Genomic DNA, 24,627 nt, shown 5'->3' on the forward strand with positions numbered 1-24,627 from the left:
CTGCGGCGCAGACGCAGGCCCACGCGGCCCTGTGGCGCCGTACGGGCGTACGCCCCCGGCAGCGGGCCGCACGGACTGCCTACGATCGTCCTGTGGTCCTCTTCCAGCTCGAACGCACCGCGCCGCTCCCCCTCGCGGAGGCATGGCGCCGGCTCACCGAGTGGCGGCGGCACGGCGAGGTGGTCCCGCTCACCCGCGTCACCGTGGTCACTCCCCCTCCGCACGGCTCGGGCACGGTGATCGTGGCCCGGACGGGGCTCGGTCCGCTCTCCTTCGACGACCGGATGGAGGTCACCGAGTGGCACCCGCCGGCCGGCGACGGGCCGGGCCGGTGCCGGCTCGTCAAACGCGGCCGGGTGGTCCTCGGGTGGGCCGAGATCGAGGTGCGGCCGGACCCGGGCGGCCTGACCCGGGTCGTCTGGCGGGAGGAGATCGGCGTCCGCTTCGTTCCCTCGCCCTTCGATCCGCTGCTGCGGGCGGCGGGCCGGCGCATGTTCGGGCGGGCGGTGGACGGGCTGCTGCGCCGGGCCTGAGGGCCCCTCGGGTCAGGCCACCGAGCCGATCCGGGCCGTCGGGCGGGCGGGCAGGTCGTGGTGGATCGGGGTGTGGGCGCCGGTGAGGGGGACGCCGCTGCCGCCGCGCCGGGCGGCGACGATCTCGGCCGCGATCGACAGGGCCGTCTCCTCGGGGGTGCGGGCGCCCAGGTCGAGGCCGATGGGCGAGCGCAGCCGGGCCAGCTCCCGTTCCGTGACGCCGACCTCCCGCAGGCGTTCGTCGCGGTCCAGGTGGGTGCGGCGGGAGCCCATCGCGCCGACGTAGGCCACGGGCAACCGCAGCGCCAGCCGGAGCAGGGGGACGTCGAACTTGGCGTCGTGGGTCAGCACGCACAGCACGGTCCTGGCGTCGACCCGCGTGCGCTCCAGATACCGGTGCGGCCACTCGACGACGATCTCGTCGGCCTCGGGGAAGCGGGCGCGGGTCGCGAAGACGGGGCGGGCGTCGCACACCGTGACGTGGTGGCCGAGGAACTTGCCGACCCGGACGAGCGCCGAGGCGAAGTCGATCGCGCCGAACACGATCATCCGGGGCGGCGGGACCGAGGACTCCACGAGGACGGTCAGCGGGACTCCGCAGCGCGATCCCTCGGCGCCGATCTCCACGGTGCCGGTGGCGCCGGCGTCGAGGAGGGCGCCGGCCTCGGCAGCCACCGTGCGCTCCAGCGCGGGACGGCCGCCGAGGCCGCCGTCGTACGACCCGTCGGGGCGGACGAGGAGCGCGCGGCCTACGAGGTCCGCCGGGCCGGTGACGACCCGGGCCAGCGCCGCCGTGCCGCCGGCCGCGGCGACGGCGAGCGCGGCCCCGGCCACCGCGCGGACCGGGTCGCCGGCCCGCACCGGGGTGACGAGGACGTCGATGACCCCGCCGCAGGTGAGGCCGACGGCGAAGGCGTCGTCGTCGCTGTACCCGAAGCGTTCGAGGACGGTCCGGCCGTCGGCGAGGGCCTCGCGGCACAGGTCGTACACCGCGCCCTCCACACAGCCCCCGGAGACCGAGCCGACCGCCGTGCCGTCGGCGTCCACCGCGAGGGCGGCGCCGGGCCGGCGGGGCGCGCTGCCGCCGACGGCCACCACGGTGGCGACGGCGAAGTCGCGTCCCTGCTCGACCCAGCGGTCGAGTTCCTCGGCGATGTCCAGCATGCTCGTCTCCTTGGCGGTCGGGGAGGGGCGGCGACGGCCGGCGCACGCCCGTCCGGTCCTCACAGGGATGGAGGGCGAAACGGGGCCGGAGGATGCCTGTGCCGCCCCGCCGTTCCTACGCCGTGCCGGTGAGGTGTTCCGGACGGACCGGCGTCCGGTTCAGCTCCAGGCCCGTCGCGGCGCGCACGGCGGCGAGCACCGCCGGGGTGGAGGACAGGGTGGGGGCCTCGCCGATGCCGCGCAGGCCGTACGGGGCGTGGTCGTCGGCGAGTTCGAGGACGTCGACGGGGATGGTCGGGGTGTCGAGGATGGTGGGGATGAGGTAGTCCGTGAAAGAGGGGTTCCTCACCTTCGCCGTCCTCGGGTCGACGATGATCTCCTCCATGACGGCGATGCCCAGGCCCTGGGTGGTGCCGCCCTGGATCTGGCCGAGCACGGACAGCGGGTTGAGCGCCTTGCCGACGTCCTGGGCACAGGCCAGCTCGATCACCTTGACCAGGCCCAGCTCGGTGTCGACCTCGACGACCGCCCGGTGCGCGGCGAAGCTGTACTGGACATGGCCGTTGCCCTGTCCGGTGCGCAGGTCGAAGGGCTCGGTGGGCCGGTGCCGCCACTCCTCCTCGACCTCCACCGCCTCCTCCCCGAGGACGTCCGCCAGGTCGGCGAGGACCTCGCCGCCGTCGGTGACGACCTTGCCGCCCTCCAGGAGCAGTTCGGCGGTGGCCCAGGCCGGGTGGTGGCTGCCGAACCTGCGGCGCCCGAGCTCCAGGACCTGGGCCCGGACTAGCTCGCAGGCGTTCTTCACGGCGCCGCCGGTGACGTACGTCTGGCGCGACGCCGAGGTGGAACCGGCGCTGCCCACCCGGGTGTCGGCCGGGTGGATGGTCACCTGGGCGACACCCAGCTCGGTGCGGGCGATCTGGGCGTGGACGGTGACCCCGCCCTGGCCGACCTCCGCCATCGCCGTGTGCACGGTGACGACGGGCTCGCCGGCCACGACCTCCAGCCGGACGCGGGCGGTGGAGTAGTCGTCGAAGCCCTCGGAGAAGCCGACGTTCTTGATGCCGACCGCGTAGCCGACCCCCCGGACCACGCCCTCGCCGTGGGTGGTGTTGGACAGGCCGCCGGGGAGCTGGCGTACGTCCGCGCCCTCGCTGGACTCCCACTGGCGCTCCGGCGGCATCGGCATCGCCTTGACACGGCGCAGGAGTTCGGCGACCGGTGCCGGGGAGTCGACCCGCTGGCCGGTCGGCAGGAGCGTGCCCTGCTCCATGGCGTTGCGCTGCCGGAACTCCACCGGGTCCAGGCCGAGTTCCGCGGCCACCTTGTCCATCTGCGCCTCGTAGGCGAAGCAGGCCTGGACGGCGCCGAAGCCGCGCATCGCGCCGCAGGGCGGGTTGTTGGTGTAGAGGGCGATCGCCTCGATGTCGACGTCGTCGACGACGTACGGTCCGACGCCGAGGGAGGCGGCGTTGCCGACGACCGCCGGGGAGGCGGAGGCGTACGCGCCGCCGTCGAGGACGATCCGGCATCTGACGTGGGTGAGCTTGCCGTCGCGGGTCGCGCCGTGCTCGTAGGAGAGCTTGGCGGGGTGGCGGTGGACGTGTCCGAAGAAGGACTCGAAACGGTTGTAGACGATCTTGACGGGTCTGCCGGTGCGCAGGGCCAGCAGGCAGGCGTGGATCTGCATCGACAGGTCCTCGCGGCCGCCGAAGGCACCGCCGACGCCCGCCAGCGTCATCCGCACCTTCTCGGGCGGGAGGCCGAGGACGGGGGCGATCTGGCGCAGGTCGGAGTGGAGCCACTGGGTGGCGATGTAGAGGTGGACGCCGCCGTCCTCCTCGGGCACGGCGAGGCCGGACTCGGGGCCGAGGAACGCCTGGTCCTGCATGCCGAAGGTGTATTCGCCGCGGACGATCACATCGGCGCGCGCGGCGGCGGCCGCCGCGTCGCCGCGCACGATGGGCTGGCGGTGGACGATGTTGGGGTGGGCGACGTGGGCGCGGTGGTGGTCGGTGCGGTGCTCGTGGACGAGGACCGCGTCGGGGGCGGTCGCGGAGGCCTCGTCGGTGATGACGGGCAGCTCGCGGTACTCGACCTTGATCCTGGCGGCGGCGCGGCGGGCGGTCTCCGGGTGGTCGGCGGCGACGATCGCGACGGGCTCGCCGTGGTGGCGCACCTTGCCGTGGGCCAGGACGGGGGTGTCCTGGATCTCCAGGCCGTAGTTCTTCACCCCGGTGGGCAGGTCGTCGTACGTCATCACGGCGTACACGCCGGGGGTGGCGAGGGCCTCGCTCGTGTCGAGGGAGACGATCTCGGCGTGGGCGACGGTGGAGCGCAGGATCTGGCCCCAGAGCATGTCCTCGTGCCACAGGTCGGAGGAGTAGGCGAACTCTCCGGTGACCTTGAGGGTGCCGTCCGGGCGGAGCGTCGACTCGCCGATGCCGCCCTTGGTGTGCGCGCCCTGGGTGATCTTCGTGGGAACTCCGTTGGTCGGCATGGGGCTCAGACCGCCTCTGACTGCCGGGCGGCCGCGAGGCGGACCGCGTCCATGATCTTCTCGTAGCCGGTGCAGCGGCACAGGTTGCCCGAGAGGGCCTCACGGATGTCCGCGTCGCTCGGGTCGGGGTTGCGTTCCAGCATCTCGTCGGCGGCGACCAGCAGACCGGGGGTGCAGAAGCCGCACTGGACGGCGCCGGCGTCGATGAACGCCTGCTGGATCGGGGCGAGGTCGGGGGTGTGGCCCGCGTCGCCGTCCGCGCGCCGGCGGGCGTGGTCGGCGAGGCCCTCGACGGTGACGACCTCGCGGCCCTCGGCCTGGCCGGCGGCGACCAGGCAGGCGCAGACCGGCACCCCGTCCAGGCGGACCGTGCAGGAGCCGCATTCGCCCTGTTCGCAGGCGTTCTTGGAGCCGGGCAGGCCTAGGCGCTCGCGCAGCACGTAGAGCAGGCTCTCGCCCTCCCAGACGTCGTCGGCCTGCTGGGGGCGTCCGTTGACGGTGAGGTTGACGCGCATCACGCGGCTCCTTCCGAGGTGCGGGGGGTGCCGCGGTAGGACTCCCAGGTCCAGGTCAGGGTGCGGCGGGCCATGACGCCGACCGCGTGCCGGCGGTAGCTCGCGGTGCCGCGGACGTCGTCGATGGGGTTGCAGGCGGCGGCGCAGAGCGTGGCGAACTCCTTGGCGACCGACGGGGTGATGATCTTCCCGTTGTCCCAGAAGCCGCCGTCCTCGAGCGCCGCGTTGAGGAAGTCCTCGGCGACCTTCGCCCGGACGGGCGTCGGGGCGGCGGAGCCGATGCCGGTGCGCACGGTGCGGGTGTCGGGGTGCAGGGCGAGACCGAAGGCGCAGACCGCGATGACCATGGCGTTGCGGGTGCCGACCTTGGAGTACTGCTGCGGGCCGTCGGCCTTCTTGACGTGGACGGCGCGGATCAGTTCGTCGGGGGCGAGCGCGTTGCGCTTGACGCCGGTGTAGAAGTCGTCGATGGGGATCCGGCGGGTGCCGCGCACCGACGCGGCCTCGACCTCGGCGCCGGCCGCCAGCAGGGCGGGGTGGGCGTCCCCGGCCGGGGAGGCGGTGCCGAGGTTGCCGCCGACGCCGCCGCGGTTGCGGATCTGCGGGGAGGCCACGGTGTGCGAGGCGAGGGCCAGGCCGGGCAGCTCGGAGCGCAGGTTCTCCATGATCTTCGTGTACGGCACGGAGGCGCCCAGCCGCACGGTGTCCTCGCCGGTCTCCCACTCGTAGAGCTCGGCGACGCGGCCCAGGTCCAGGAGGTACTCGGGCCGCCGGTGGTCGAAGTTGATCTCGACCATCACATCGGTGCCCCCGGCGATCGGCACCGCGCTGGGGTGCGCGGCCTTCGCGGCGAGCGCCTCCTCCCAGTTTGCGGGGCGAAGGAAGTCCATGACCGGCTCTCTTCTTCGTCTCGTGGGTCGTACGGATCGAGCCAGATCGGGTGCGGCGGGCCCGGCTCGTTCATGTGCTGTTCACGCCTAGTGGGCCCAGTACACAGGGCCGTACTCCGACCGTGTCAGTCACGGAAACCATGAAGGAGTTGGCTGGTCGCGAGAGGCATCTTGTAGATTCGTATGAACGAAGGCCATCGGAAACCTCTCCGTATCCGCTGGGTTTCCTCCGGGAAACACGACCGGGCCCGGCCCCACTGATCCCTTCACTTTTCATCGTAGTTTTCGAGACAGTCCTCGGGACAAGAGACACGGAACGGCGGCGACGAGATGCGGCTGCGCGCACTTCTGGACACCGATGCGCTGGGGCTGCGGCTGCTGGGCGGCGAGGACGAGCTCGACCGCGCGGTGCGCGGGGTGATGACCACCGACCTGCGGGACCCGAGCCGCTATCTCTCCGGCGGCGAGCTGGTGCTGACCGGCCTGGCCTGGCGCCGGGGGCCCGGCGACTCCGAGCCGTTCGTCCGCATCCTGGCGCAGGCCGGGGTGGCGGCGCTGGCGGCCGGCGAGGCCGAGCTGTCGGACGTGCCGGACGATCTGGTCCTGGCCTGCGCCCGGCACCGGCTGCCGCTGTTCGCGGTGCACGAGTCGGTGGCCTTCGCGACGATCACCGAGCATGTCGTACGGCAGGTCAGCGGCGAGCGGGCCGGGGACCTCGCGGCGGTGGTGGACCGGCACCGGCGGATGATGACCTCGGGTCCGGCGGGCGGCGGCCCGGACGTCGTCCTGGACCTGCTCGGCTCCGATCTGGACCTGCGGGCCTGGGTGCTGTCCCCCACCGGGCGGCTGATCGCCGGCCCGAGGACGGCCGGCCCGGCGCTGCCGGCGGAGGTGTGCGCGCGGCTCGCCGGGGAGCAGCTCGCGGCGGTGCGCGGCGGACGGCGCGGGCCGCACCGCACGACCGTGGGCCCCACGACGTACTCGCTGTTCCCGATCCGCAGCGGCGGCGGCCGCGGCGCGCAGGGCGGCCGGGACGTGCGCGAGAGCGTGCTGTCGGACTGGCTGCTGGCCGTGGAGGCGGACGCCGGGGACTGGCAGGAGGAGCGGCTGGACCTGCTGTACGGCGTCACCCAGCTGATCGCGGTCGAGCGGGACCGGCGGGACGCGGCGCGCACGGTGCGCCGGCGGCTGGCGCAGGAGGTGCTGGAGCTGGTGCAGACCGGCGCGGCTCCGGCGGAGATCGCGGCGCGGCTGCGGGTGGCCGCGCCGGTGCTGCTGCCGGGCCTCGGGGCGGCGCCGCACTGGCAGGTGGTCGTGGCGCGCGTGGAGTGGGACCGCCCGGGAGGCGTGGGTCCGCAGGCGGGTCCGGTGACGCAGGCGCTGCTGGAGGAGATCCTGGTGGACCCGCTGGCCACCGGGACCGAGCCGTCGGACCGGATCGCCGTCGCCCACACCGGTGACGAGGCCGTCGCCCTGGTGCCGCTGCCCGCGGTCGCCCGTGAGCACGACGGCGGCGAGGCGGGCCTGCTCGCCGAGGCGCTGCTGGCGGCCGTACGGGAGCCGCTGTCGGCGGGGCTGGACGGCGACGGGCGCCTCACGCTCGGGGTGAGCGCCGCCGTGCACTCGGCGGAGGGGCTGCGCGGGGCGCTGGAGGAGGCGCGGCACGCGCGGCGGGTCGCGGCGGCCCGGCCCGGCCGGGTCTGCGCGGCCGGGCACCAGGAACTGGCCTCGCACGTGCTGCTGCTGCCGTTCGTCCCGGACGACGTGCGCCGGGCGTTCACGGCCCGGCTCCTGGACCCGCTGCGCGAGTACGACCGGCGCCACCGGGCCGAGCTGATCCCGACGCTGGAGGCGTTCCTGGAGTGCGACGGCTCCTGGACGCGGTGTGCGTCCCGGTTGCATCTGCACGTCAACACTCTGCGCTACCGGGTCGGCCGGATCGAACAGTTGACGGGCCGTGATCTGTCGCGGCTGGAGGACAAGCTGGATTTCTTCCTGGCGCTGCGGATGAGCTGAGCAAGCGCCGCCGCCCGTCGAAACCTCGGAGGGCGGACAGTCCCACGACTTTGTGAAATCCTTCACCCGCCCCCTTGGCCCGGCGCCGCGATTCGTGCTGAGATGCCGCAACCACCTACTCAAGGCTCGACGGCGCGCTCGGGGAGGGCAACGTGGCGTACTCCGCCATGTCTGGTACCGGAACGACCGCAGATGACGATCCCGTCCAGATCGCCGTGTGGCGGTTGCGCTCGCGGGCCTGCTGGGTCGACGCCGCGGCCCTGCTGCCGGCGGACACCGCGCCGGGCGCGATCCAGCGGGCGGCGCTGCTCGTCGAGCGGTGTCTGTACACCGAACAGGGTTGGCAGGACGCCGAGGACGCGCTGCGGACGGCGGAGGCGCTGGCGCACGACGACGAGGAGCGGGGCGCGGCCGCCTGCGAGCGGGGCTATCTCGCCTACGCCGCCACCCTGCACGCGGTGCGCGACCGGGTGGACGAGGCGCGGGCCGCGCTCGGCCGGGCGGCGGCGCTGATCCCGCCGGACGCGGTGGGGCGGGCGCTGCTGGACTTCCGGCGGGGGCTGCTCGCGGAGAACCTCTCGCGCTCCCCGCAGGCCGCGCGGGCCGCGTACCGGCGCGCCCACACGGCGGCCGCCGCGCACTCCGACGCGCTGCTGCTGTCGTTCACCTGGCGGCATCTGGCCGGACTGGCCCTGCGGGACGGGGAGCTGACGGAGGCGCGGCACGGCTTCGCCGAATCCCTGCGGATCCGCGAGGAGTTGGGCTACCTGGTGGGGACCGCGCCGGCGCTCGTCTCCCTCGCGGACACCGAGACGGAACCGGAGGCCTCCCGGCTCAGGGAGGAGGCACGGCGCCTGTTCCGCCTGCTGGGCGGCGTACCGACCTGGCTGGCGACCCAGTTGGCCCCACCACCGGCGGCAACGGCCTAGCCCCCCCCGAGGCCGCCCCGCAGGGGCGCACGAAGGGGCGCGGGGAACTGCGCGACCAGCCACCCCGAACCCGCACCGAACCACGACCGAGCCCGCCCCGCAGGGGCGCACGCAGGGGCGCGAGGAACTGCGCGACCAGCCACGACGGACCCGCACCGAACCACCGCCCGCGCGGACGGTCCGCTCAGCCGACGCCCGCGAAATGGTTCCGGACCAGGACCTGGACGGCGTCCGACTCCCCCGCGCACAACGCGTCGAGCAGCGCGAGATGCTGCGTCGCGTCGGCGAGCAGCTCGGCCCGCACGCGCGGGCCGGGCCCGCCGACCAGGGGCCACTGGGCACGGCGGTGCAGATCCTCCGCGATGGCGACGAGCTGCTCGTTCCCGGCGGGCGCCAGCAGCGCCCGGTGGAAGACCCGGTCCGCCTCGGCGTACGTCGCCCGGCAGCCGGAGCCCGCGGCACGGACCGTCGCCTCGGCGAGGGGCCTGAGTTCCGCCCACCGCTCGGCCGGCACCGTGCGGGCCAGCCGCTGCATCACCGGCACCTCGATCAGCGCCCGCACCTCGGCCAGTTCGGCGAGTTCCCGTGCGCCGCGCTCGACGACGCGGAACCCGCGGTTGGGCACGACCTCGACGGTGCCCTCCATCGCGAGCTGCTGCATCGCCTCGCGCACCGGCGTCGCCGAGACCCCGAAGCGGTCGCCGAGGACCGGCGCCGAGTACACCTCGCCCGGCCGGAGCTCCCCGGAGACCAGCGCGGTGCGCAGGGCGTGCAGGATCTGCCCGCGCACGGAGGCCCGCTGGACGACCGGCCGGGGCTGCGGGACGGGCGGCTCGCTGTGCGTGTGCTCCCCGCGCGCGGTGCCCCGCGGCCCGCAGTGCTCCCCGTCCAGTTCCTGGGAGGGGACCGCCCGCTGCTGGGCCGGGACCCGGGCGCGAGCCGGGTCGTCCTGCCCGATCCCCGTCCCGGCGGAGCCCTGCGTGCCCTGCTTCACGGGTCCTCCTGGCGGACGTGTCGGTACTTGGGGTCATTACGGCGGGTTGTTACTCGCCCGTCAAGCACCTTAGGCGTACTGGCCGCCAGTTCAAATCCCGAGGAGGCCAGGTAAGGTTAGGCTTACCTATAAAAGCGGCTGCTTTTGCCCATCCCGCCTTCCGGAACGGTGGTCCCCGCATGCCCTCAGTCCCGTCGGTCACCGCGGAGTCCTACGCCCGCCTCACCGCGGCCTACCCGGGCCTGACCGTCACCGAGCTGACACCCGGGGCACCGGCGCCCCGGGGTGGCGGCTGGGTCGCGGCGGCGGACCTCGCCGCGGGCGGCGCCGCCCTGGACGCGTTCCTGGCCTGGGACGACGCCCAGGTGCTACGGGACTACGGGCAGCGGGCCCGCCCGGACGTGACGGCGAGCTTCGGACTGCACCGGTACGCCTGGCCGGCCTGTCTGCTGATCACCGTGCCCTGGTTCCTGCACCGCCGGGTGCCGCGCTACCCCGTGACGCACGTCTCGTACGACCGCACCGGCGACGGCATGCGGTTGGCCGTACGCCCGCCCTCGTCGTTCGCCTGTCTGCCGGGGGACCCGGCGGCGGCGCTGCCCGGCGCGCGGGTGGTCCCGGACGAGGAGGCACTGCGGGCCGAGGTGCGGGCAGCCGTGGCCGAGCACCACGAGCCGGTGCTCGCCGGGTTCGGGCCGCGCACCCGGCGGCGCGGGCGCGCGCTGTGGGGCATGGTGACGGACGAGATCGTCGAGGGCCTGTGGTACGTCGCCCACCTGCTCGGCGACGGCGAGCAGGTGCGGGCGCGGCACGAGCTGGAACTGCTGCTGCCCGGCGCCACCCAGCCGTACGTCGGCTCGGCCGCCTTCCGGGAACCGACCGGTCCGGACGGGGAGTCTCCCCCAGTGCCTGAAGGGCCTGGGAGTGGCCCCCAGCCCACCCGGGTCCGGGCGAGCTGCTGCATGTTCTACACGGTGCGCCCCGAGGACACCTGCGCCACCTGCCCGCGCACCTGCGACGCGGACCGGATCGGCCGGCTCACCGCGGCCGCCGCCGGCTGAGGCGTCCTCAGACACCCCCGGGGGAACGGCCACCAGGGGCTTGACGTAAGATCACCCGGACGAGACTCTCCTACGGTTACAGCTGATTCACAATTTCCTCACCTGCCGCGGGAACTTTCCGTGGAACCACCCGTACGGGTAGTCTTGTTCGAACTCAACTCCCGCCCCTCAAGCGGCAGTTCGAGCTAGAACGTCGCCCTGGGCATTCCCTTGCACCTCCTTGGCGGCCTCTTGCCCCGAAACCCCCTGAGGGATGGCGGGATTGGGCCACTATGGCGGGCGTTACGCCCTATCCCAATGCAAGGGACCCCAGATGAGACTGACCGACATATCGCTGAACTGGCTGCTTCCGGGCGCCGTACTGCTCCTGGGCATGCTGGTGGCGGTGGCGGTGCTCGCGCGGAGCAAGCGGTCCGGGGAGCATGCCAAGACGACGGACGACTCGTGGGAGCGCAGCGAGGAGCGCCGCAGGCGCAAGGAGGCCATATACGGCACCGCCTCCTATGTGCTGCTGTTCTGCTGTGCGGCCGTCGCCGCCGCACTCTCCTTCCACGGCCTGGTCGGCTTCGGCGAGCAGAACCTCGGACTGTCCGGCGGCTGGGAGTACCTGGTGCCGTTCGGCCTGGACGGCGCGGCGATGTTCTGCTCCGTCCTCGCGGTCCGCGAGGCCTCTCACGGTGACGCGGCGCTCGGCTCCCGGATACTCGTGTGGACGTTCGCCGGTGCCGCCGCCTGGTTCAACTGGGTGCACGCGCCCAGGGGTCTGAGCCACGCGGGCGCCCCGCACTTCTTCGCCGGCATGTCGCTGTCCGCGGCCGTGCTGTTCGACCGGGCGCTGAAGCAGACCCGCCGTGCCGCGCTGCGCGAGCAGGGCCTGGTGCCCCGTCCGCTGCCGCAGATCCGGGTGGTCCGCTGGGTTCGGGCCCCCCGTGAGACCTACAAGGCCTGGTCGCTGATGCTCCTGGAGAACGTCCGCAGCCTGGACGAGGCCGTCGAGGAGGTCCGCGACGACAAGGCCCGCAAGGAAGAGGCCAAGATGCGCCGCCGCGAGGAGCAGCGCCTGGAGCGGGCCCAGCTCAAGGCGATCAGCCGCGGTCACGGCCGCTGGCCCGGACGTGGCGGCGGCGGTGGCGGCGGTGGCCGTCAGCTGGAGCCCGGCCAGGCCGCTGCCCTGGAGCCGGCGACCGCCGCGGCCTCGGCCGAGCGGGTCTCCGCGGAGGGTGGCATAGCGGGCGCGCCGGAGCAGCTGCCGGTCCGTCAGCGGCCCTCGCTGCAGCCGGTGCGCCAGTCCTCCGAGGGGTACTCCGTCGACCTCACCGCGGAGGACGACACCATGGCCCTGCCGCGCCTGGACTCCCTGGAGCGCAAGCTCAAGGACCTGGAGCAGCAGTTCGGCTGACCTCCCCGTCCGGCTGACGGCCGGCCGGTGACACCATGGGAAGGGGGCGCGACCGCCACGGTCGCGCCCCCTTCCCGTGCCCCGTCCGGGTCTGAGAGCCCGTGTGCCCCAGGCTCTCAGGCCGCCCCGGCGGCCAGTTCGAACCAGACGACCTTCCCGGCGCCCTGCGCCCGTACCCCCCAGGAGTCCGCGAGGGACTGCACCAGGACCAAACCCCGGCCGTGGGTGCCGTCGTCGGCGGCCGGCACGGTGGGCCGGGGCCGGCCCGGCACCGAGTCGCGCACCTCCACCCGCAGGCCGGCCGGTGACACGGTGGCCGTCAGGACCGCCTCGTCGTCGGTGTGCACCAGCGCGTTGGTGACGAGTTCGCTGGTCAGCAGTTCCGCCGTCTCCGAGCGTCCCGGCTTTCCCCAGCCCCGCAACAGCTCGCGCAGCGCCCGGCGTGCCTCCGGCACCGCCCTCAGGTCGGCCGGCCCGAGTCTGCGATTGAGCTGCGCGTCTACGGTGTCGTCCCCTCTCGCGATCCCCGTGTCCCGCTCTGCCGCCGAGGTGCTCGCGATCGCCGTCCGACCGCTGCCCCGTGCCTGCCTCACCATGACCCCCGCCCGCGTGCCGATGTCGGTTCCCCTCCTGCTCGAACACGTTCACGGGGATCCATGCCCGGTCGGCACGGTGCCAGTCATGTCGAATCGTCCACGCCCGGGTGTTCGGCCATGTTCGAGGGGGCGCACAAGCAGCCGGCCGGACCGCGCCCCCCGGTATGCGATCCGGCCGGATCACCGGGGAGGAGGCCGGTTTCGCCGCCGTACGGACCCGGATTCCGTGCGGGGACGCCGCGGTACGACGGCACGGTCTCGCCCCCGAAGGGCGTACGCCCGCGCGGCCTGCGAGCCGTCCCCCCACGAGCCCGGGTGAGGGCCCCCGCCGAAGTTGGCCGGAATGTTTCGCTCAGCGCAGCTTCTTGACGGCGGTGACGGTCGTCTTCCTGAAAGCCTTCACCGGAGCGTCCCCGAAGTCGCCCATCTGCCCCCAGTCGACCACCGTCACGGTCCTGCCGTCCCGGCCGACCGAGATCAGCCGGATGTCCGTCGCACCCCAGGACGACTCGGTGTGCAGCCCGTAGACCCGGGCGCCCTCCTCGACGGCCGGTTTCCCGTAGTCCTTGAGCCGGGCCTCGGTCTGCGGGTCGGCCTGCTCGATCCGCACCGGGCAGAACCTGATGTCCTTGTCCAGCCGGGCGACCCGGGCCTTCGCCACGGCCGTGCCCGGCAGTGCGACGGTGACCTGACGGGCCGATGTGTCCAGGTCAGGTCCTGCTGGGCGGCGCCTGTGCCGTGCTCGTCGCGCTGGGTGCGCTGTCCACTCTGCCGGGAGGCGGTCGACCGGCCTCCGACGCCCTGCTCGGACCCACCGCCTCCGCTCCGCCGTCCCTCCCGCCGCCCCTCCCGCCGCCCCTCCCGTCGTCCTCCACCGCGCCCGCGACGGCACCCCCTCCCGCTCGCCCTCCTCCTCCCCCGACACCACCCCCCTCGCCACCGGCGCCGCGCCCTCCCCCTCGCCCCCCTCGCCCAGCGCGCCGGTCGCCGCTCCGGCCTCCGGGCTGCCATTGGCCCGGACCGTCGACTCCCAGGTCTGGGCGCAGGGCCGCGGACACGACTACGTCATCGACGCACCGCCGGCCCGGGTACCGCCACCCCCGTCGGAACAGGACGCGGGGACCTGGGCGTCGGCCCAGGGCGCGGTGCACGGCGGCGAGACCGACGCGGAGATCGCGGTGCAGGGCAACAGCTCCACGGCCGTCGCGCTGACCGCACTGCGGGTGCGGGTCGTCGCCCGCGCCGCGCCCCTGCCGGGGACCGCGTACACGAGGGACCGGGGCTGCGGCGGAGCGCTCAGCAAGCGGTACTTCGCCGTCGACCTGGACCGGGACCGGACCCTCGCCCGGTCCGTGGCCGGAAACGACGCGGGCATCCCCGCGGTCCGGCTGCCCTACCGGGTGTCCGCCGAGGAACCGGAGGTGCTGCTGGTCACGGCCCGCACCGCGGCCTGCGGCTGCGACGGGTACCTCGAACTCGACTGGTCCTCCGACGGCCGCACCGGCACGGTCCGGATCGACGACCACGGCCGCCCCTTCCGCACCAGCGCCCTGGACGGTCTGGAGCGGTACGTGTACGACACGTCGGCGCGCCGATGGCAGCCGTACCGGCCCTGACGGCGGACCGGCGATTCGGGGCGGCTCTCAAGGACGGGGCACGTTGCGGAGGTTGGAGCGGGCCATCTGGAGCATCCGGCCGACGCCCCCGTCCAGCACGATCTTCGAGGCGGACAGAGCGAACCCGGTCACCATCTCGGCGCTGATCTTCGGCGGGATGGACAGCGCGTTGGGGTCGGTGACGACGTCGACGAGGGCCGGCCCCTTGTGCCGGAAGGCGTCCCTGAGGGCGCCGGCGAGCTGTTTGGGCTTCTCGACCCGGACGCCGTAGGCACCACAGGCACGGGCGACCAGGGCGAAGTCGGGGTTCTTGTAGGTGGTGCCGTACGAGGGGAGTCCGGCGACCAGCATCTCCAACTCGACCATACCCAGCGAGGAGTTGTTGAACAGGACGACCTTCACCGGCAGGTCGTACTGCACCAGCGTCAGGAAGTCGCCCATCAGCATGGTGAATCCGCCGTCGCCGGACATCGAGACGACCTGTCGGCGGCGGTCGGTGCACTGCGCCCCGATCGCCATGGGCAGGGCGTTCGCCATCGAGCCGTGGGAGAACGAACCGATCACCCGACGGCGGCCGTTGGGCGTGAGATAGCGGGCGGCCCAGACATTGCACATCCCGGTGTCGACGGTGAACACCGCGTCGTCGTCGGCGAGTTCGTCGAGGACGGAGGCGACGTACTCGGGATGCAGCGGGACGTGCTTCTCCACCTTGCGGGTGTACGCCCTGACCACCCCCTCCAGCGCGTCCGCGTGCTTCTTGAGCATGCGGTCGAGGAACCGCCGGTCGTCCTTGGGCCGCACCCGGGGGATCAGACAGCGCAGCGTCTCGCCGACGTCTCCCCAGACGGCGAGGTCCAGCCGGGAGCGGCGGCCGAGGTGCTCGGGACGGACGTCGACCTGGGCGATCCGGACGTCGTCGGGGAGGAAGGCGTTGTAGGGGAAGTCGGTGCCGAGCAGGATCAGCAGGTCGCACTCGTGGGTGGCCTCGTAGGCGGCGCCGTAGCCGAGGAGGCCGCTCATCCCGACGTCGAACTCGTTGTCGTACTGGATGAACTCCTTGCCGCGCAGGGCGTGTCCCACCGGTGACTTGATCTTCCCGGCGAGTTCCATGACCTCGGCGTGCGCGCCGGCCGTGCCGCTGCCGCAGAACAGGGTGACCCGGCCGGCGTCGTCGATCATGCGGACCAGGGCGTCGAGGTCGGCGTCGCCCGGGCGGACGGTGGGCCGGCTGGTGACGAGGGCGGTCGCGGCGGATTTCTCGGGGGCGGGCGCGGCGGCGATGTCGCCGGGCAGGGAGACCACGCTCACCCCGCCGCGGCCGACCGCGTTCTGGATGGCGGTGTGCAGCAGCCGGGGCATCTGCCGCGGGCTGGAGATCAGTTCGCTGTAGTGGCTGCACTCGCGGAACAGCTGGTCGGGGTGGGTCTCCTGGAAGTAGCCGAGGCCGATCTCGGCGGAGGGGATGTGCGAGGCGAGGGCGAGGACCGGTGCCATCGAGCGGTGGGCGTCGTACAGACCGTTGATCAGATGCAGGTTGCCGGGTCCGCAGGAGCCCGCGCAGGCCGCCAGCCGGCCGGTGATCTGCGCCTCGGCGCCCGCGGCGAACGCGGCGGTCTCCTCGTGGCGCACCTGGACCCACTCGACGGCGGAGTTGCGGCGCACCGCGTCCACCACCGGGTTGAGGCTGTCCCCGACCACGCCGTACAGCCGTCTGACCCCGGCGCGGGCGAGGATGTCCACGAACTGCTCGGCGACGTTCTGCTTGGCCATGGCCGGACGCACCCCTTCTCGAGACTTCTCGGGACTTCTCGGACCTCGGGTACCTCCCTCCACAGTGGCCGCGCCGCCGCGCTCACGCCTCCCAGACGGCCGCCGCCGTACGGTCGTCCGCGTAGCCCTTGACCCGGACCTGGGTGTCGGCGAGGAACGCGGCGAGGCCGGGCGGGGGCTGCCGCGACCAGCGTTCCGCGAGGTGGGCGGGGAGTGCGGGCTCGCCGCGCAGGGGATCGGCGAGGCCGCTCGTGCACAGCAGCAGGGTGTCCCCCGGCCGGGCTACAGAGGCGCGGAAGCGGAAGGGGTCGCGGGGCGGCTCGGGGGCCGGGTCGTACGGGCTCGGCGGGGTCGGGATGCCGAGGTCCATGGTGAGCCGGTCGCCCTCGGGGGTCTCGGCGGGCAGCGCGCCGAACCCGACGACGGGCTCCCCGGCGACCTCGCCGGCCCCCGGCTCCAGGTCCTGCCACTGTCCGCCGCGCAGCCGGAACAGGCCGCCGTCGCCGACGCCGAAGAACACCCGGGTACGGCACTCGGGGTCGGCGGGCAGCAGCAGGCAGCGCAGGGTGGCCGTGTACGCGTCGGGCTCCAGGCCCTGTTCGGCGGCACCGGCCCGGAGCCGGCCGAGGCTGCGGTCGGTGAGGCGGTGCAGTCCGGACTTCAGGTCGCCGCGCCGGGCGGCCCTGATGTCCTGCGCCAGCCGGACGTGGCTGCGGCCCACCGCGCGGCCGATCCACCGGCAGGCCTCGGCGGCCGCCCGGTGCGCGCCCGGCGTGGCCCGCGCGCCGGTCGCCATCGCCACCAGCACCAGCGCGTGCTCGGCGGTGCCGAACCGGGCCACGAGCAGCGCGTCCCTGCGGGGCTCGCCCCGGTACCGCGCCGAGTCGCCGCGCACCGACACGGCCCTGAGCGCGCAGCTCCCGTAGAACGCCCCCTCGAGCACGGTGTCGGCCACCAGGTCGTCCAGCGCGTCCGGGTCGGCGGGCGGCAGCGCGGTGGGCTCGGGGGCGTAGGTGGGGGGCCGCGACCCGACGTACTCCGTGTGCTCGTCGGGCAGGAGAGGCAGGTCGAGGGCCGTGGGGGTCCGGGCGCCGTCCGGTGGGGCAAAGGCGTGGGGCGCGACGGGACCGGCGGCGGCGGAGGTGGGGGTGGGGGTTGCGGTGCCGGTCGAGGTGGTGCGGGTGGTCGAGGTGGTAGGGGTGTTGACCGGCGGGGGCACGGACGGCGGCGTGGCGGAGCCGGGAGGCAGCGGGGCCGACGGAGGGTTCGTCGGCCTGGGGGGCCTCGGGGGCATCGGGGGCATGGCCGGTGGAGGCGGCGCGGGACGGGAATCCGGCCGGTCGGCCGGGGTCGGCACGGCGCTCGCGTCCGGGGACGGCGCGGGCTTGGGGGACGGCGCGGACTCGGGTGACGGCGCGGGCTTGGGGGACGGCGCGGACTCGGGTGACGGCGCGGGCTTGGGGGACGGCGCGGATTCGGGGGGCGACGCGGGCTCGGGGGACGACCCGGGCTCGGGGGACGACCCTGGCTCGGGGGGCGACGGCGTGGGGGCCGTCGCCGCGTCCGGGGCCAGCCACCAGTCGGTCCGGGCGTCCGCCACCGCCCCCTCACTCGGCTTGCGTGGCGGTGGCACCTGGTCCGCCGGACCCGTGGGGCGCAGCGTTCCCGCCGCCGAGGCGAAACGGTCGTCCAGGGAGTCGGCGGTGGGCGCGGGGCCCGTATCCGCGGTGAAGTCGTCGTACAGCTGCCCCCACCAGTCGTCCTCGGGACCGGTGGGCCTTCCCCCCTGCTGGCTCATGCCCCCAATTGTCCACCGCTGGGCCCGGATGAAAACGGGGCATCCGGAAAATGCGTCACCGTCGAATGTCAGTGCGTGCCCACGGTGGTTGATCGACGTCTTCCGGCCGTGGCCACCGGGGCGCCCCCTTGACCTGCGGTTTCCCCGCGATTCCGGCACTCTGGGCAGATGGGACCGTGGGAACTCCTGCTGGTCGGTCTGGTGATCCTGCTCGGCCTGTGCGGAGTGCTGGTGCCCGGGGTGCCGGGCTCGTGGCTCGTGTGGTCCGCGGTCCTGTGGTGGGCGCTGAAGGATCCGCAACCGGTCGCCTGGTGGGTGCTGGTGGGCGCCACCGTCGCGCTGTTCCTGAGCCAGGTGGTGCGCTGGGCCCTGCCGCCGCGCCGGCTGCGGGAGAGCGGGGCGACGCCCCGGATGGCGGTGTACGCGGGGGTCGGCGCGTTGCTCGGCTTCTTCCTGGTGCCCGTGGTGGGCGCGATCCCCGGCTTCATGGGGGGCATCTACCTCTGTGAACGGCTCCGGCTGGGCCGGCACGGCGAGGCCCGCGCGGCCCTGCGCAGGGCCATGCGCTCGGGCGGCTCCAGCGTGCTCGCGGAGTTGTTCACCTGCCTGCTGATCACGGGGGCGTGGCTGGGGGCGGTGCTGTGGGGCTGACCGGCCCCTGGGCGTCGCGCCGGAACAGCGCCGTCCAGAGGAAGGACTCGCCGAACAGGGGCGAGGCGGGCCCCTGCTCCCGCATGCCCCGCAGCTCGACCGCGGTGAGGTCGCGGAAGATCGAGCGCAGGGACTCGGGGGTGTAGGCGAGGCCGCCCTCCAGCCGGGAGCGGTGGTAGAAGGCCTCGTCGGGCAGGTCCGAGCCCATGCGCCCGGCGGCGAAGCAGGTCAGGGAGAGGTGGCCGCCGGGAGCCAGGACGCGGTCGAGGAGGGCGAGGTGGCTGACGCGGCGGTGCGGCGGCAGGTGGTGGAAGCAGCCGGAGTCGTGGACGAGGTCGTAGGGCCCGTCCGGGACCGAGGCGCCGGGGGCGAAGGCGTCGCCGCAGTGGAACCGGATGTCGGCGCCCGCCGCACGGGCCCGTTCCTCGGCCCAGGCGACGGCCGTCGGGGAGAGGTCGACCGCGTCCACCTCGAAGCCCCGGGCGGCGAGGTACGGGGCGTTGCGGCCCGGCCCGCAGCCCAGGTCGAGGGCGCGGCCCGGGGTGATCAGTCCGCGGTCGAGGTACGAGACGAGGTTCTCGTCCGGCTTCTCGACGAAGAACGGCACCGGCCTCGCCCGGTCGGTGTAGAAGCCGTCCCACCAGGCGGCACCGTCGGCCGTCCAGCGGTCGGCCTCCGGCGCGAACAGGCCGTCCAGAAGCTCCAGCACATCGTCCACCGTGCGGATGTGACGGTCCATCGGTGTCCTTCCCCCCGGGCTTGTTCCCGACCAGGTGAACATAGACGCGGGAGGGGCGGAAGGCCAGCTCAGGCGGTATGGGGCGAGGTCAGGGGCGGGTGTGTACCGGGCCCGGGGGCGGGGTGCGGACCGGCTCCTTCGAGGTCCGACGATCCGCGCCGGAGCACCCCTTGGACGGCCGCCGGGAGGCCGCTCCGGGCGAGCCCGCGCCCGGTTTTTTCCCGGCCTCCCGGCCGCCGCCTCAGAGCCGCACGCCCTCCAGTTCCAGCAGCCGGATCTTGCGCTCCAGACCGCCCGCGTACCCCGTGAGGGAGCCGTCGGCGCCGATCACCCGGTGGCAGGGGCGCAGGACCAGCAGCGGATTGGCGCCGATCGCCCCGCCGACGGCCCGCACAGCCGTACGGGAGGCCCCGATCCGGGCGGCGATCTCGCCGTACGTCGTGGTCGCCCCGTAGGGGACGGTGTCGAGGGCCGCCCAGACGCGCTCGCGGAACCCGGTGCCCTCGGCGCGCAGCTCCAGCCGGAACTCCTTCAGCTCCCCGGCGAAGTAGGCGGCGAGCTGCTCCTCGGCGGCGCGGAACGGGCCCGGGTCGTGCCGCCAGCCGTCCTGGACGGTGCGACCGCCCTTCTGTCCCTCGACGGAGAGCGAGGTCAGGGCACCGTCGGGGGCGGCGGTCAGCAGCAGGGGGCCGAGCGGGCCGCCGACGCTGGTCCAGTACACGGGCGCGATGCCGGTCGTCATGGGGTCTCCTCCGCTGCGCGCAGATGGTGAAGGGCGTACGTCCGCCAGGGACGCCAGGTGTCGGGTGCGTCGGCGCCGGGCGGCGCGACGTCGGGGTCGCCGAGGGCGCGGGCCCTGATCGTCGCCACGGTACGGGCGTCCAGGCCGGGTACGGCGAGCAGGGCGGCCTCGGCGTCGTCCCGGTCGGCGCCGGGGTCGAGGCGGACCCGGCCGTCGGCGAGCGCGACGGCGAGCGGGCCGACCGCCTCCGTGAGGGCGGCCGGTTCCGGGAAGAGGTGGGTGAGGGTGCCGGAGGGGGCGTCGAGGGCCTTGCCGTGGGCGCGGACCAGCCGTTCGGACGCGGCAGGGCCGACCAGGGCCCGTACGGCGTACTCCTCGGGGTCGGCGGCCCCGGGGGCGCGCAGCCCCGGCCGGGCGGCGACCAGCGGGGCGAGCCGGGGATCGGCGCCGAGGCGCTCGTCGACGGCGTACGGGTCGGCGTCGAGGTCGAACAGCCGGCGCAGCCGCTGGACGGCGGTGGTGAGGTCGCGGGGGTCGGTGAGGTGCAGCCGGGCGTCGAGCCAGCCGCCGGAGTGGAGGGCGCCCGCGCGGCCCGTCCCGCCCGGCCGCTCGTCGACGGCGACGATCCCGGTGCCGTGCGGGAGGCGCAGCGTACGGCGGTACGTCCGCCCGCCGGCCGGTCCGCGGACCTCCTCCACCCCGGCCACGGCCTCCCGCTCCAGCAGGTCGAAGACCGGACCCGCGCGGTAGGGCCCCCGGTGGGCGAGCCGCAGCGGGATCCCGGCGGCCGGGGTGCCGGTGCGGCGGGAGGAGCGGGCGGCGGTGCGCAGCTCGGTCGGGGTCGTCGCATACACGGCCCGGATGGTGTCGTTGAACTGGCGCACGCTCGCGAACCCGGACGCGAAGGCGATCTCCGTGACCGGCAGCCCGGTGGTCTGGAGCAGCGTGCGCGCGGTGTGGGCGCGCTGGGCGCGGGCGAGGGCGACGGGGCCCGCGCCGACCTCGGCGGTGAGCTGGCGCTGCACCTGCCGGGCGCTGTAGCCGAGCCGTACGGCGAGCCCGGCGACGCCCTCCCGGTCGACCACCCCGTCGCCGATCAGCCGCATCGCCCGGCCCACGACGTCGGCGCGCGCGTTCCAGTCGGCGGAGCCCGGCACGGCGTCGGGGCGGCACCGCCGGCAGGCCCGGAAGCCCGAGCCCTGCGCGGCGGCGGCCGTGGTGAAGAAGCGCACGTTGTGCCTCTTCGGCGTGACGGCGGGGCAGCTGGGGCGGCAGTAGATGCCGGTGGTCCGGACGGCGAAGAAGAACGCCCCGTCGAACCGCCCGTCACGGCTGCGCACCGCCTCGTACCGGGTGTCGTGCGCCGTGACGTACGTCGTGTCGTGCGCCGCTTCGTACGCCGTTTCGCACGCCGTGTCCTGACCTTGCATGTCCTCCAGTCTTCGCCGGGGGCGGGGCGGGTGCTGGCGGAAATCGGACACGGCGGTGACGGGCAGGTACCCGTCACCGCCGTACCGGCTCACCGGGCCGCTGTCACCGGGGCGGTGCGGGCTGCCAGGGGCTGCGGCCCCGCTTGGCGTCCCCGGCCGCGCGGCCCTCCGCCTTCTTGCGCTTCCAGTCCTGGCGGAAGCCGGCGCGGACCCGGGCGTCGGACTTGGCGACGATCCACTGGTTCTCCCGGACGAGCTTGCGGTAGCTCTCCAGTCGGCGCGGGGCGAGCTCCCCGTCGTCGACGGCGGCGCGCACCGCGCACCCCGGTTCGGCGTCGTGCGCGCAGTCGTGGAACCGGCAGCCGCGGGCCAGCTCCTCGATCTCCGCGAAGACCTGCCCGACCCCGCCGCCGGCGTCCCACAGGCCGACCCCGCGCAGTCCGGGCGTGTCGATGAGCACACCGCCGCCGGGCAGCGGCAGCAGATTGCGGGTGGTCGTGGTGTGCCGGCCCTTGCCGTCGATGTCGCGGGTGGCCTGGACGCCCATCACTTCGGCGCCGGCGAGCGCGTTCGCGAGGGTGGACTTGCCGGCGCCGGACGCGCCGAGCAGCACGGACGTGCCCCGGCCGAGGAGCGCGGCGAGTTCCTCGACGCCCTCGCCGTCGCGGGCGCGGACCGGCAGCACCGGCACCCCGGGAGCACTGGTCTCCACGTCCTGGACGATATGCGCCAGCACGACCGGGTCGGGCACCAGGTCGGCCTTGGTGAGCACGACCACGGGCTGCGCGCCGGACTCCCAGGCCAGCGCGAGGAACCGTTCGATCCGGCCGAGGTCGAGCTCGACGGCCAGGGAGACCGCGACGACGGCGTGGTCGACGTTGGCGGCGAGGATCTGTCCCTCGGACCGCTTGGAGGAGGTGGAGCGGACGAACGCGGTACGGCGGGGCAGCAGCGTGCGGACGTACCGCGGGTCGGCGCCCTCGGGGTCGAGGGCGACCCAGTCGCCGGTGCAGACGACCTTCATCGGGTCGTGGGGGACGACGAACTCGGTGTCGGCCCGGACCGTGCCGGCCGCCGTGACGACGTCGCACAGGCCGCGGTCGACGCGGACGACCCGGCCGGGCAGCAGCCCCTGCTCGGCGTGGGGCGCGAACGCGGCCGCCCAGCCCTCGTCCCAGCCGAGGACGGCGAGCGGATGTGCGGAAGGAGAAGGGGAGGGAGAAGCAGAGGAAGAAACGGAGGGAGAAGAAGCGTCCGGAGTAACGGAGAAATGCAAGGGAAACCCTTCACAGGGCGGCCCCGGCGGCGCGCGCGGGCGCGCGGAGAGGTCGGTTGGTCAGCCGGAGACCGCGGGGGTGAGGTGGACGATCGTCTGGCCGCGTCGAGCGGCCCCGGTGCCGGTGACAGTCATCGGTCGCACCTCCCCGTTCCTGTGGTTGCCGTACGTCTCTCGCACGGGTGGCGTACGTCTCCCGTACGCCTCCGTCAGGCTAGGGGCACCCGACGGAGAACGCCACTGGTTTTCCGCCCGTCGCCCCTCGCCCGCGGACGGGCGCTCAGGAGCCCGTGCACTCCTGGCCGTTGAGCGTGAAGTCCGACGGCGCCGCGTTGGTGTCCTGCCAGGAGGCGAGGAACCCGAAGGTGACGGTGGAGCCCGCCGCGACGGAGCGGTTGTAGTCGGCGGCGGTCGCGGTGACCCGGTCGCCCCGCTGGCCGACGCTCGCGTCCCACATCTGGTCCACGTGCTGCCCGTCCGCGAAGGACCAGGCGACCCGCCAGGAGTCCAGGGCGGTGGGCGAGGTGAACGTGACGCTGGCCTGGAAGCCGTCGGGCCACTGGTTGACGAGCTCGTAGCGGACCTCGCAGACGCCCGCCTTCGGGGTCTCGCCGCCACCGGTGGCGGTGCCGGCCGTGGCCGAGGAGGTCCCCTGCGGTTCGGGGTCGGGCTTCTCGTCGCCGTGCGCGCCGGTGCCCGGCGTGTCGCTGCCGGACGGGGCCGGGGACGCCGACACCGGGTGGGCGGAGGTCACGGGCGAGCCGGAGGCGGGCACGGTGGAGCCCGGGCCGGCCACCGGGGTGGTGTCCGTGGGGATCGTCTGCGCCTCGGTGCCGCTGTCGCCGCCGAACGGCATCAGCGACGCGGCGAGCGCCAGCCCCGAGACCAGGACGGCGGCGGCGAGCAGCCCGTGGCGCCGCAGGCGGGCCTTGTGGGCCGCGGCCCGCTCCGCCTGGCCCTGCGGGTCCGGCCCGTCGGGGTGTCCGGCGCCGAGGCGGACCTCGGCGGCGCGGCGGCGGCGCTCCAGGTAGGCGAGACCGCCCCAGCCGATGACTCCGCCGGCGAGCGCGGCGGGCAGTCCGCCGCCATGCAGCCGCAGACAGGCGGCGGCCTCGGCGCACTCCACACACGTGGCGAGGTGCCGGGAGAGGTCGTCGGGGGTGTCGGCGCCGGGCGAGCGGGTGACGGCGTCGAGCAGCCGGACGTAGGAGCGGCACTCCGCGCTCATCGGCGTGTCGAGGTGGTTGCGGTGGCAGCGGTCGCGGAACAGGCCGCGGACGGCGTTGAGTTCCTCGACGGAGGCGTCCGGGTCGAGGCCCTGGCGTCGGACGACGGTGCGCAGCGGAAGCGCCTCCACCTCCGCCAGCCACAGCAGGGTGGCGTCCGACTCGCCCATGTCGCGCAGTCCGCGCAGGGCGATCGGGCGGCTCAGCGGCGGGCCGACGTAGCGCCAGGCCTTGTCCGAGTTGAGCCACAGCCTCAGGTCGGGGTCGAGCTTGTGGCCCTGTCCCTCGGACTCCCAGGCGGCCGCGGTGTTGCGTACGGCGGTCAGCAGCAGGGGAATCCGGGGCAGCCGGGACGAGCGGCGGCCGGCACCTCGTGCGGTACCGCCGTCGTCGGCGCGGGCCTCCTGTATGCCGAGCGCGAACGCCTCGCGGGCCAGCTGGTTGGCCGCGGTCGAGCCGGACGTGCACAGGTCCGCGTACGACAGGACGGCGTCCCAGCACTCGGAGAACAGCGCGGCCTCCGCGGCGTCCTTCGGGGTCGGCAGGTCGGGCATGTGACTCCTGCATCAAAATGCGAGGTCAACTCACCATGACGGCAATGGGGTTGGGGGGAACCTCGCGGCAGACACCGAGGATTTCACGTTTCTCACACAACTGACAAGCGCCCTGTTCAGATGTCATGTAAGGACGTCCTGACCAGGGACCGCGCCGCTCCTCCGCCCTGGAGTACGGACGCGGACCCCGATGTGTTCAACTCCGGGGCCCGCCCGTTCTCTGACGGC

At 74.4% G+C, this 24,627-nt stretch carries 20 protein-coding genes and 1 pseudogene; 7 read left to right on the forward strand and 14 right to left on the reverse strand.

Annotation, left to right across the window (positions count from 1 at the left end):
* The first annotated feature begins 92 nt into the window (after nucleotides 1-92).
* Nucleotides 93-533 (forward strand): SRPBCC family protein, encoded by a 441-nt coding sequence (locus AQJ58_RS07800; protein WP_067246514.1) that lies wholly within the window; start codon nucleotides 93-95, stop codon nucleotides 531-533.
* A 12-nt stretch (nucleotides 534-545) separates the two neighbouring features.
* Here AQJ58_RS07800 and AQJ58_RS07805 read toward each other — a convergent pair whose 3' ends face one another.
* From AQJ58_RS07805 to AQJ58_RS07820, 4 genes are all read right to left on the reverse strand, one after another.
* Nucleotides 546-1,697 (reverse strand): XdhC family protein, encoded by a 1,152-nt coding sequence (locus AQJ58_RS07805; RefSeq protein WP_067246517.1) that lies wholly within the window; start codon nucleotides 1,695-1,697, stop codon nucleotides 546-548.
* Between the two features lie 115 nt (nucleotides 1,698-1,812).
* Nucleotides 1,813-4,197, reverse strand: a complete 2,385-nt coding sequence (locus AQJ58_RS07810; protein WP_067246520.1) for a xanthine dehydrogenase family protein molybdopterin-binding subunit — start codon at nucleotides 4,195-4,197, stop codon at nucleotides 1,813-1,815.
* Between the two features lie 5 nt (nucleotides 4,198-4,202).
* On the reverse strand, nucleotides 4,203-4,712 hold the full coding sequence (locus tag AQJ58_RS07815) for a (2Fe-2S)-binding protein (RefSeq protein WP_067246522.1): 510 nt from the start codon (nucleotides 4,710-4,712) through the stop codon (nucleotides 4,203-4,205).
* Nucleotides 4,712-5,602 carry an FAD binding domain-containing protein gene (locus AQJ58_RS07820; protein WP_067246525.1) on the reverse strand — a complete coding sequence of 297 codons (891 nt, stop codon included), beginning with the start codon at nucleotides 5,600-5,602 and terminating at the stop codon, nucleotides 4,712-4,714. The genes AQJ58_RS07815 and AQJ58_RS07820 overlap by 1 nt, the downstream gene beginning before the upstream one ends.
* A 330-nt stretch (nucleotides 5,603-5,932) precedes the next feature.
* On the opposite strand from AQJ58_RS07820, the gene AQJ58_RS07825 reads away from it, so the two are divergent.
* Nucleotides 5,933-7,618 carry a PucR family transcriptional regulator gene (locus tag AQJ58_RS07825; protein ID WP_067246527.1) on the forward strand — a complete coding sequence of 562 codons (1,686 nt, stop codon included), beginning with the start codon at nucleotides 5,933-5,935 and terminating at the stop codon, nucleotides 7,616-7,618.
* Between the two features lie 167 nt (nucleotides 7,619-7,785).
* Entirely contained in the window at nucleotides 7,786-8,547 is a 762-nt protein-coding gene (locus tag AQJ58_RS07830; protein ID WP_067247703.1) for a hypothetical protein, read from the forward strand.
* A gap of 184 nt (nucleotides 8,548-8,731) precedes the next feature.
* On the opposite strand, the gene AQJ58_RS07835 is transcribed toward AQJ58_RS07830, so the two are convergent.
* Nucleotides 8,732-9,541: a GntR family transcriptional regulator gene (locus AQJ58_RS07835; RefSeq protein WP_067246530.1), complete on the reverse strand. Its 810-nt coding sequence runs from the start codon at nucleotides 9,539-9,541 to the stop codon at nucleotides 8,732-8,734.
* 179 nt (nucleotides 9,542-9,720) lie between these two features.
* Between AQJ58_RS07835 and AQJ58_RS07840 the strand changes: the two genes are divergently transcribed.
* Nucleotides 9,721-10,602: a (2Fe-2S)-binding protein gene (locus AQJ58_RS07840; RefSeq protein ID WP_067246533.1), complete on the forward strand. Its 882-nt coding sequence runs from the start codon at nucleotides 9,721-9,723 to the stop codon at nucleotides 10,600-10,602.
* Nucleotides 10,603-10,915: 313 nt separating this feature from the next.
* Nucleotides 10,916-12,001: a DUF2637 domain-containing protein gene (locus AQJ58_RS07845; RefSeq protein ID WP_067246535.1), complete on the forward strand. Its 1,086-nt coding sequence runs from the start codon at nucleotides 10,916-10,918 to the stop codon at nucleotides 11,999-12,001.
* A gap of 116 nt (nucleotides 12,002-12,117) precedes the next feature.
* Here AQJ58_RS07845 and AQJ58_RS07850 read toward each other — a convergent pair whose 3' ends face one another.
* Both AQJ58_RS07850 and AQJ58_RS07855 read right to left on the reverse strand, forming a co-directional pair.
* Nucleotides 12,118-12,597, reverse strand: coding sequence for an ATP-binding protein (locus tag AQJ58_RS07850; RefSeq protein ID WP_079078760.1), 480 nt, complete (start codon nucleotides 12,595-12,597; stop codon nucleotides 12,118-12,120).
* Between the two features lie 352 nt (nucleotides 12,598-12,949).
* Nucleotides 12,950-13,315, reverse strand: a pseudogene (locus AQJ58_RS07855) (hypothetical protein); the annotation flags it as partial.
* 292 nt (nucleotides 13,316-13,607) lie between these two features.
* On the opposite strand from AQJ58_RS07855, the gene AQJ58_RS07860 reads away from it, so the two are divergent.
* A complete protein-coding gene (locus AQJ58_RS07860; RefSeq protein WP_067246538.1) occupies nucleotides 13,608-14,213 on the forward strand; it encodes a hypothetical protein in 606 nt (201 codons plus the stop codon).
* Between the two features lie 27 nt (nucleotides 14,214-14,240).
* Here the strand turns inward: AQJ58_RS07860 and AQJ58_RS07865 are convergent, their stop codons facing one another.
* The gene (locus AQJ58_RS07865; RefSeq protein WP_067246540.1) at nucleotides 14,241-15,983 is read right to left on the reverse strand and encodes a pyruvate dehydrogenase; all 1,743 of its coding nucleotides are present in this window, start codon (nucleotides 15,981-15,983) and stop codon (nucleotides 14,241-14,243) included.
* 82 nt (nucleotides 15,984-16,065) lie between these two features.
* Nucleotides 16,066-17,781, reverse strand: a complete 1,716-nt coding sequence (locus tag AQJ58_RS07870; RefSeq protein ID WP_067246543.1) for a PP2C family serine/threonine-protein phosphatase — start codon at nucleotides 17,779-17,781, stop codon at nucleotides 16,066-16,068.
* Nucleotides 17,782-17,949: 168 nt separating this feature from the next.
* Between AQJ58_RS07870 and AQJ58_RS07875 the strand changes: the two genes are divergently transcribed.
* Complete coding sequence (locus tag AQJ58_RS07875) at nucleotides 17,950-18,432, forward strand: DUF456 domain-containing protein (protein WP_067246546.1); 483 nt, start codon at nucleotides 17,950-17,952, stop codon at nucleotides 18,430-18,432.
* Here AQJ58_RS07875 and AQJ58_RS07880 read toward each other — a convergent pair.
* From AQJ58_RS07880 to AQJ58_RS07900, 5 genes are all read right to left on the reverse strand, one after another.
* Nucleotides 18,395-19,171: a class I SAM-dependent methyltransferase gene (locus tag AQJ58_RS07880; RefSeq protein WP_067246549.1), complete on the reverse strand. Its 777-nt coding sequence runs from the start codon at nucleotides 19,169-19,171 to the stop codon at nucleotides 18,395-18,397. The two genes, AQJ58_RS07875 and AQJ58_RS07880, sit on opposite strands and share 38 nt — an antisense overlap.
* A gap of 241 nt (nucleotides 19,172-19,412) precedes the next feature.
* On the reverse strand, nucleotides 19,413-19,913 hold the full coding sequence (locus tag AQJ58_RS07885) for a methylated-DNA--[protein]-cysteine S-methyltransferase (protein WP_067246552.1): 501 nt from the start codon (nucleotides 19,911-19,913) through the stop codon (nucleotides 19,413-19,415).
* Nucleotides 19,910-21,343, reverse strand: coding sequence for a bifunctional transcriptional activator/DNA repair enzyme AdaA (locus AQJ58_RS07890; RefSeq protein WP_079078831.1), 1,434 nt, complete (start codon nucleotides 21,341-21,343; stop codon nucleotides 19,910-19,912). Before AQJ58_RS07890 ends, AQJ58_RS07885 begins: the two co-directional genes overlap by 4 nt.
* Nucleotides 21,344-21,446: 103 nt before the next feature.
* Entirely contained in the window at nucleotides 21,447-22,619 is a 1,173-nt protein-coding gene (gene rsgA / locus AQJ58_RS07895) for a ribosome small subunit-dependent GTPase A (protein ID WP_067246555.1), read from the reverse strand.
* A gap of 280 nt (nucleotides 22,620-22,899) precedes the next feature.
* Complete coding sequence (locus tag AQJ58_RS07900) at nucleotides 22,900-24,399, reverse strand: cellulose-binding domain-containing protein (protein WP_067246557.1); 1,500 nt, start codon at nucleotides 24,397-24,399, stop codon at nucleotides 22,900-22,902.
* Nucleotides 24,400-24,627 lie beyond the last annotated feature (228 nt).

Source organism: Streptomyces sp. DSM 15324, assembly GCF_001514285.1.
Classification (GTDB): domain Bacteria; phylum Actinomycetota; class Actinomycetes; order Streptomycetales; family Streptomycetaceae; genus Streptomyces.

What these genes read in the sequence shown, in the direction of transcription:
- AQJ58_RS07805 (WP_067246517.1), bottom strand. Translation starts at nt 1,697, where the DNA reads ATGCTGGACATCGCCGAGGAACTCGACCGCTGGGTCGAGCAGGGACGC.
- AQJ58_RS07810 (WP_067246520.1), bottom strand. Translation starts at nt 4,197, where the DNA reads ATGCCGACCAACGGAGTTCCCACGAAGATCACCCAGGGCGCGCACACC.
- AQJ58_RS07815 (WP_067246522.1), bottom strand. Translation starts at nt 4,712, where the DNA reads ATGCGCGTCAACCTCACCGTCAACGGACGCCCCCAGCAGGCCGACGAC.
- AQJ58_RS07820 (WP_067246525.1), bottom strand. Translation starts at nt 5,602, where the DNA reads ATGGACTTCCTTCGCCCCGCAAACTGGGAGGAGGCGCTCGCCGCGAAG.
- AQJ58_RS07825 (WP_067246527.1), top strand. Translation starts at nt 5,933, where the DNA reads ATGCGGCTGCGCGCACTTCTGGACACCGATGCGCTGGGGCTGCGGCTG.
- AQJ58_RS07830 (WP_067247703.1), top strand. Translation starts at nt 7,786, where the DNA reads ATGTCTGGTACCGGAACGACCGCAGATGACGATCCCGTCCAGATCGCC.
- AQJ58_RS07840 (WP_067246533.1), top strand. Translation starts at nt 9,721, where the DNA reads ATGCCCTCAGTCCCGTCGGTCACCGCGGAGTCCTACGCCCGCCTCACC.
- AQJ58_RS07845 (WP_067246535.1), top strand. Translation starts at nt 10,916, where the DNA reads ATGAGACTGACCGACATATCGCTGAACTGGCTGCTTCCGGGCGCCGTA.
- AQJ58_RS07850 (WP_079078760.1), bottom strand. Translation starts at nt 12,597, where the DNA reads ATGGTGAGGCAGGCACGGGGCAGCGGTCGGACGGCGATCGCGAGCACC.
- AQJ58_RS07865 (WP_067246540.1), bottom strand. Translation starts at nt 15,983, where the DNA reads ATGGCCAAGCAGAACGTCGCCGAGCAGTTCGTGGACATCCTCGCCCGC.
- AQJ58_RS07870 (WP_067246543.1), bottom strand. Translation starts at nt 17,781, where the DNA reads ATGAGCCAGCAGGGGGGAAGGCCCACCGGTCCCGAGGACGACTGGTGG.
- AQJ58_RS07875 (WP_067246546.1), top strand. Translation starts at nt 17,950, where the DNA reads ATGGGACCGTGGGAACTCCTGCTGGTCGGTCTGGTGATCCTGCTCGGC.
- AQJ58_RS07880 (WP_067246549.1), bottom strand. Translation starts at nt 19,171, where the DNA reads ATGGACCGTCACATCCGCACGGTGGACGATGTGCTGGAGCTTCTGGAC.
- AQJ58_RS07885 (WP_067246552.1), bottom strand. Translation starts at nt 19,913, where the DNA reads ATGACGACCGGCATCGCGCCCGTGTACTGGACCAGCGTCGGCGGCCCG.
- AQJ58_RS07890 (WP_079078831.1), bottom strand. Translation starts at nt 21,343, where the DNA reads ATGCAAGGTCAGGACACGGCGTGCGAAACGGCGTACGAAGCGGCGCAC.
- AQJ58_RS07900 (WP_067246557.1), bottom strand. Translation starts at nt 24,399, where the DNA reads ATGCCCGACCTGCCGACCCCGAAGGACGCCGCGGAGGCCGCGCTGTTC.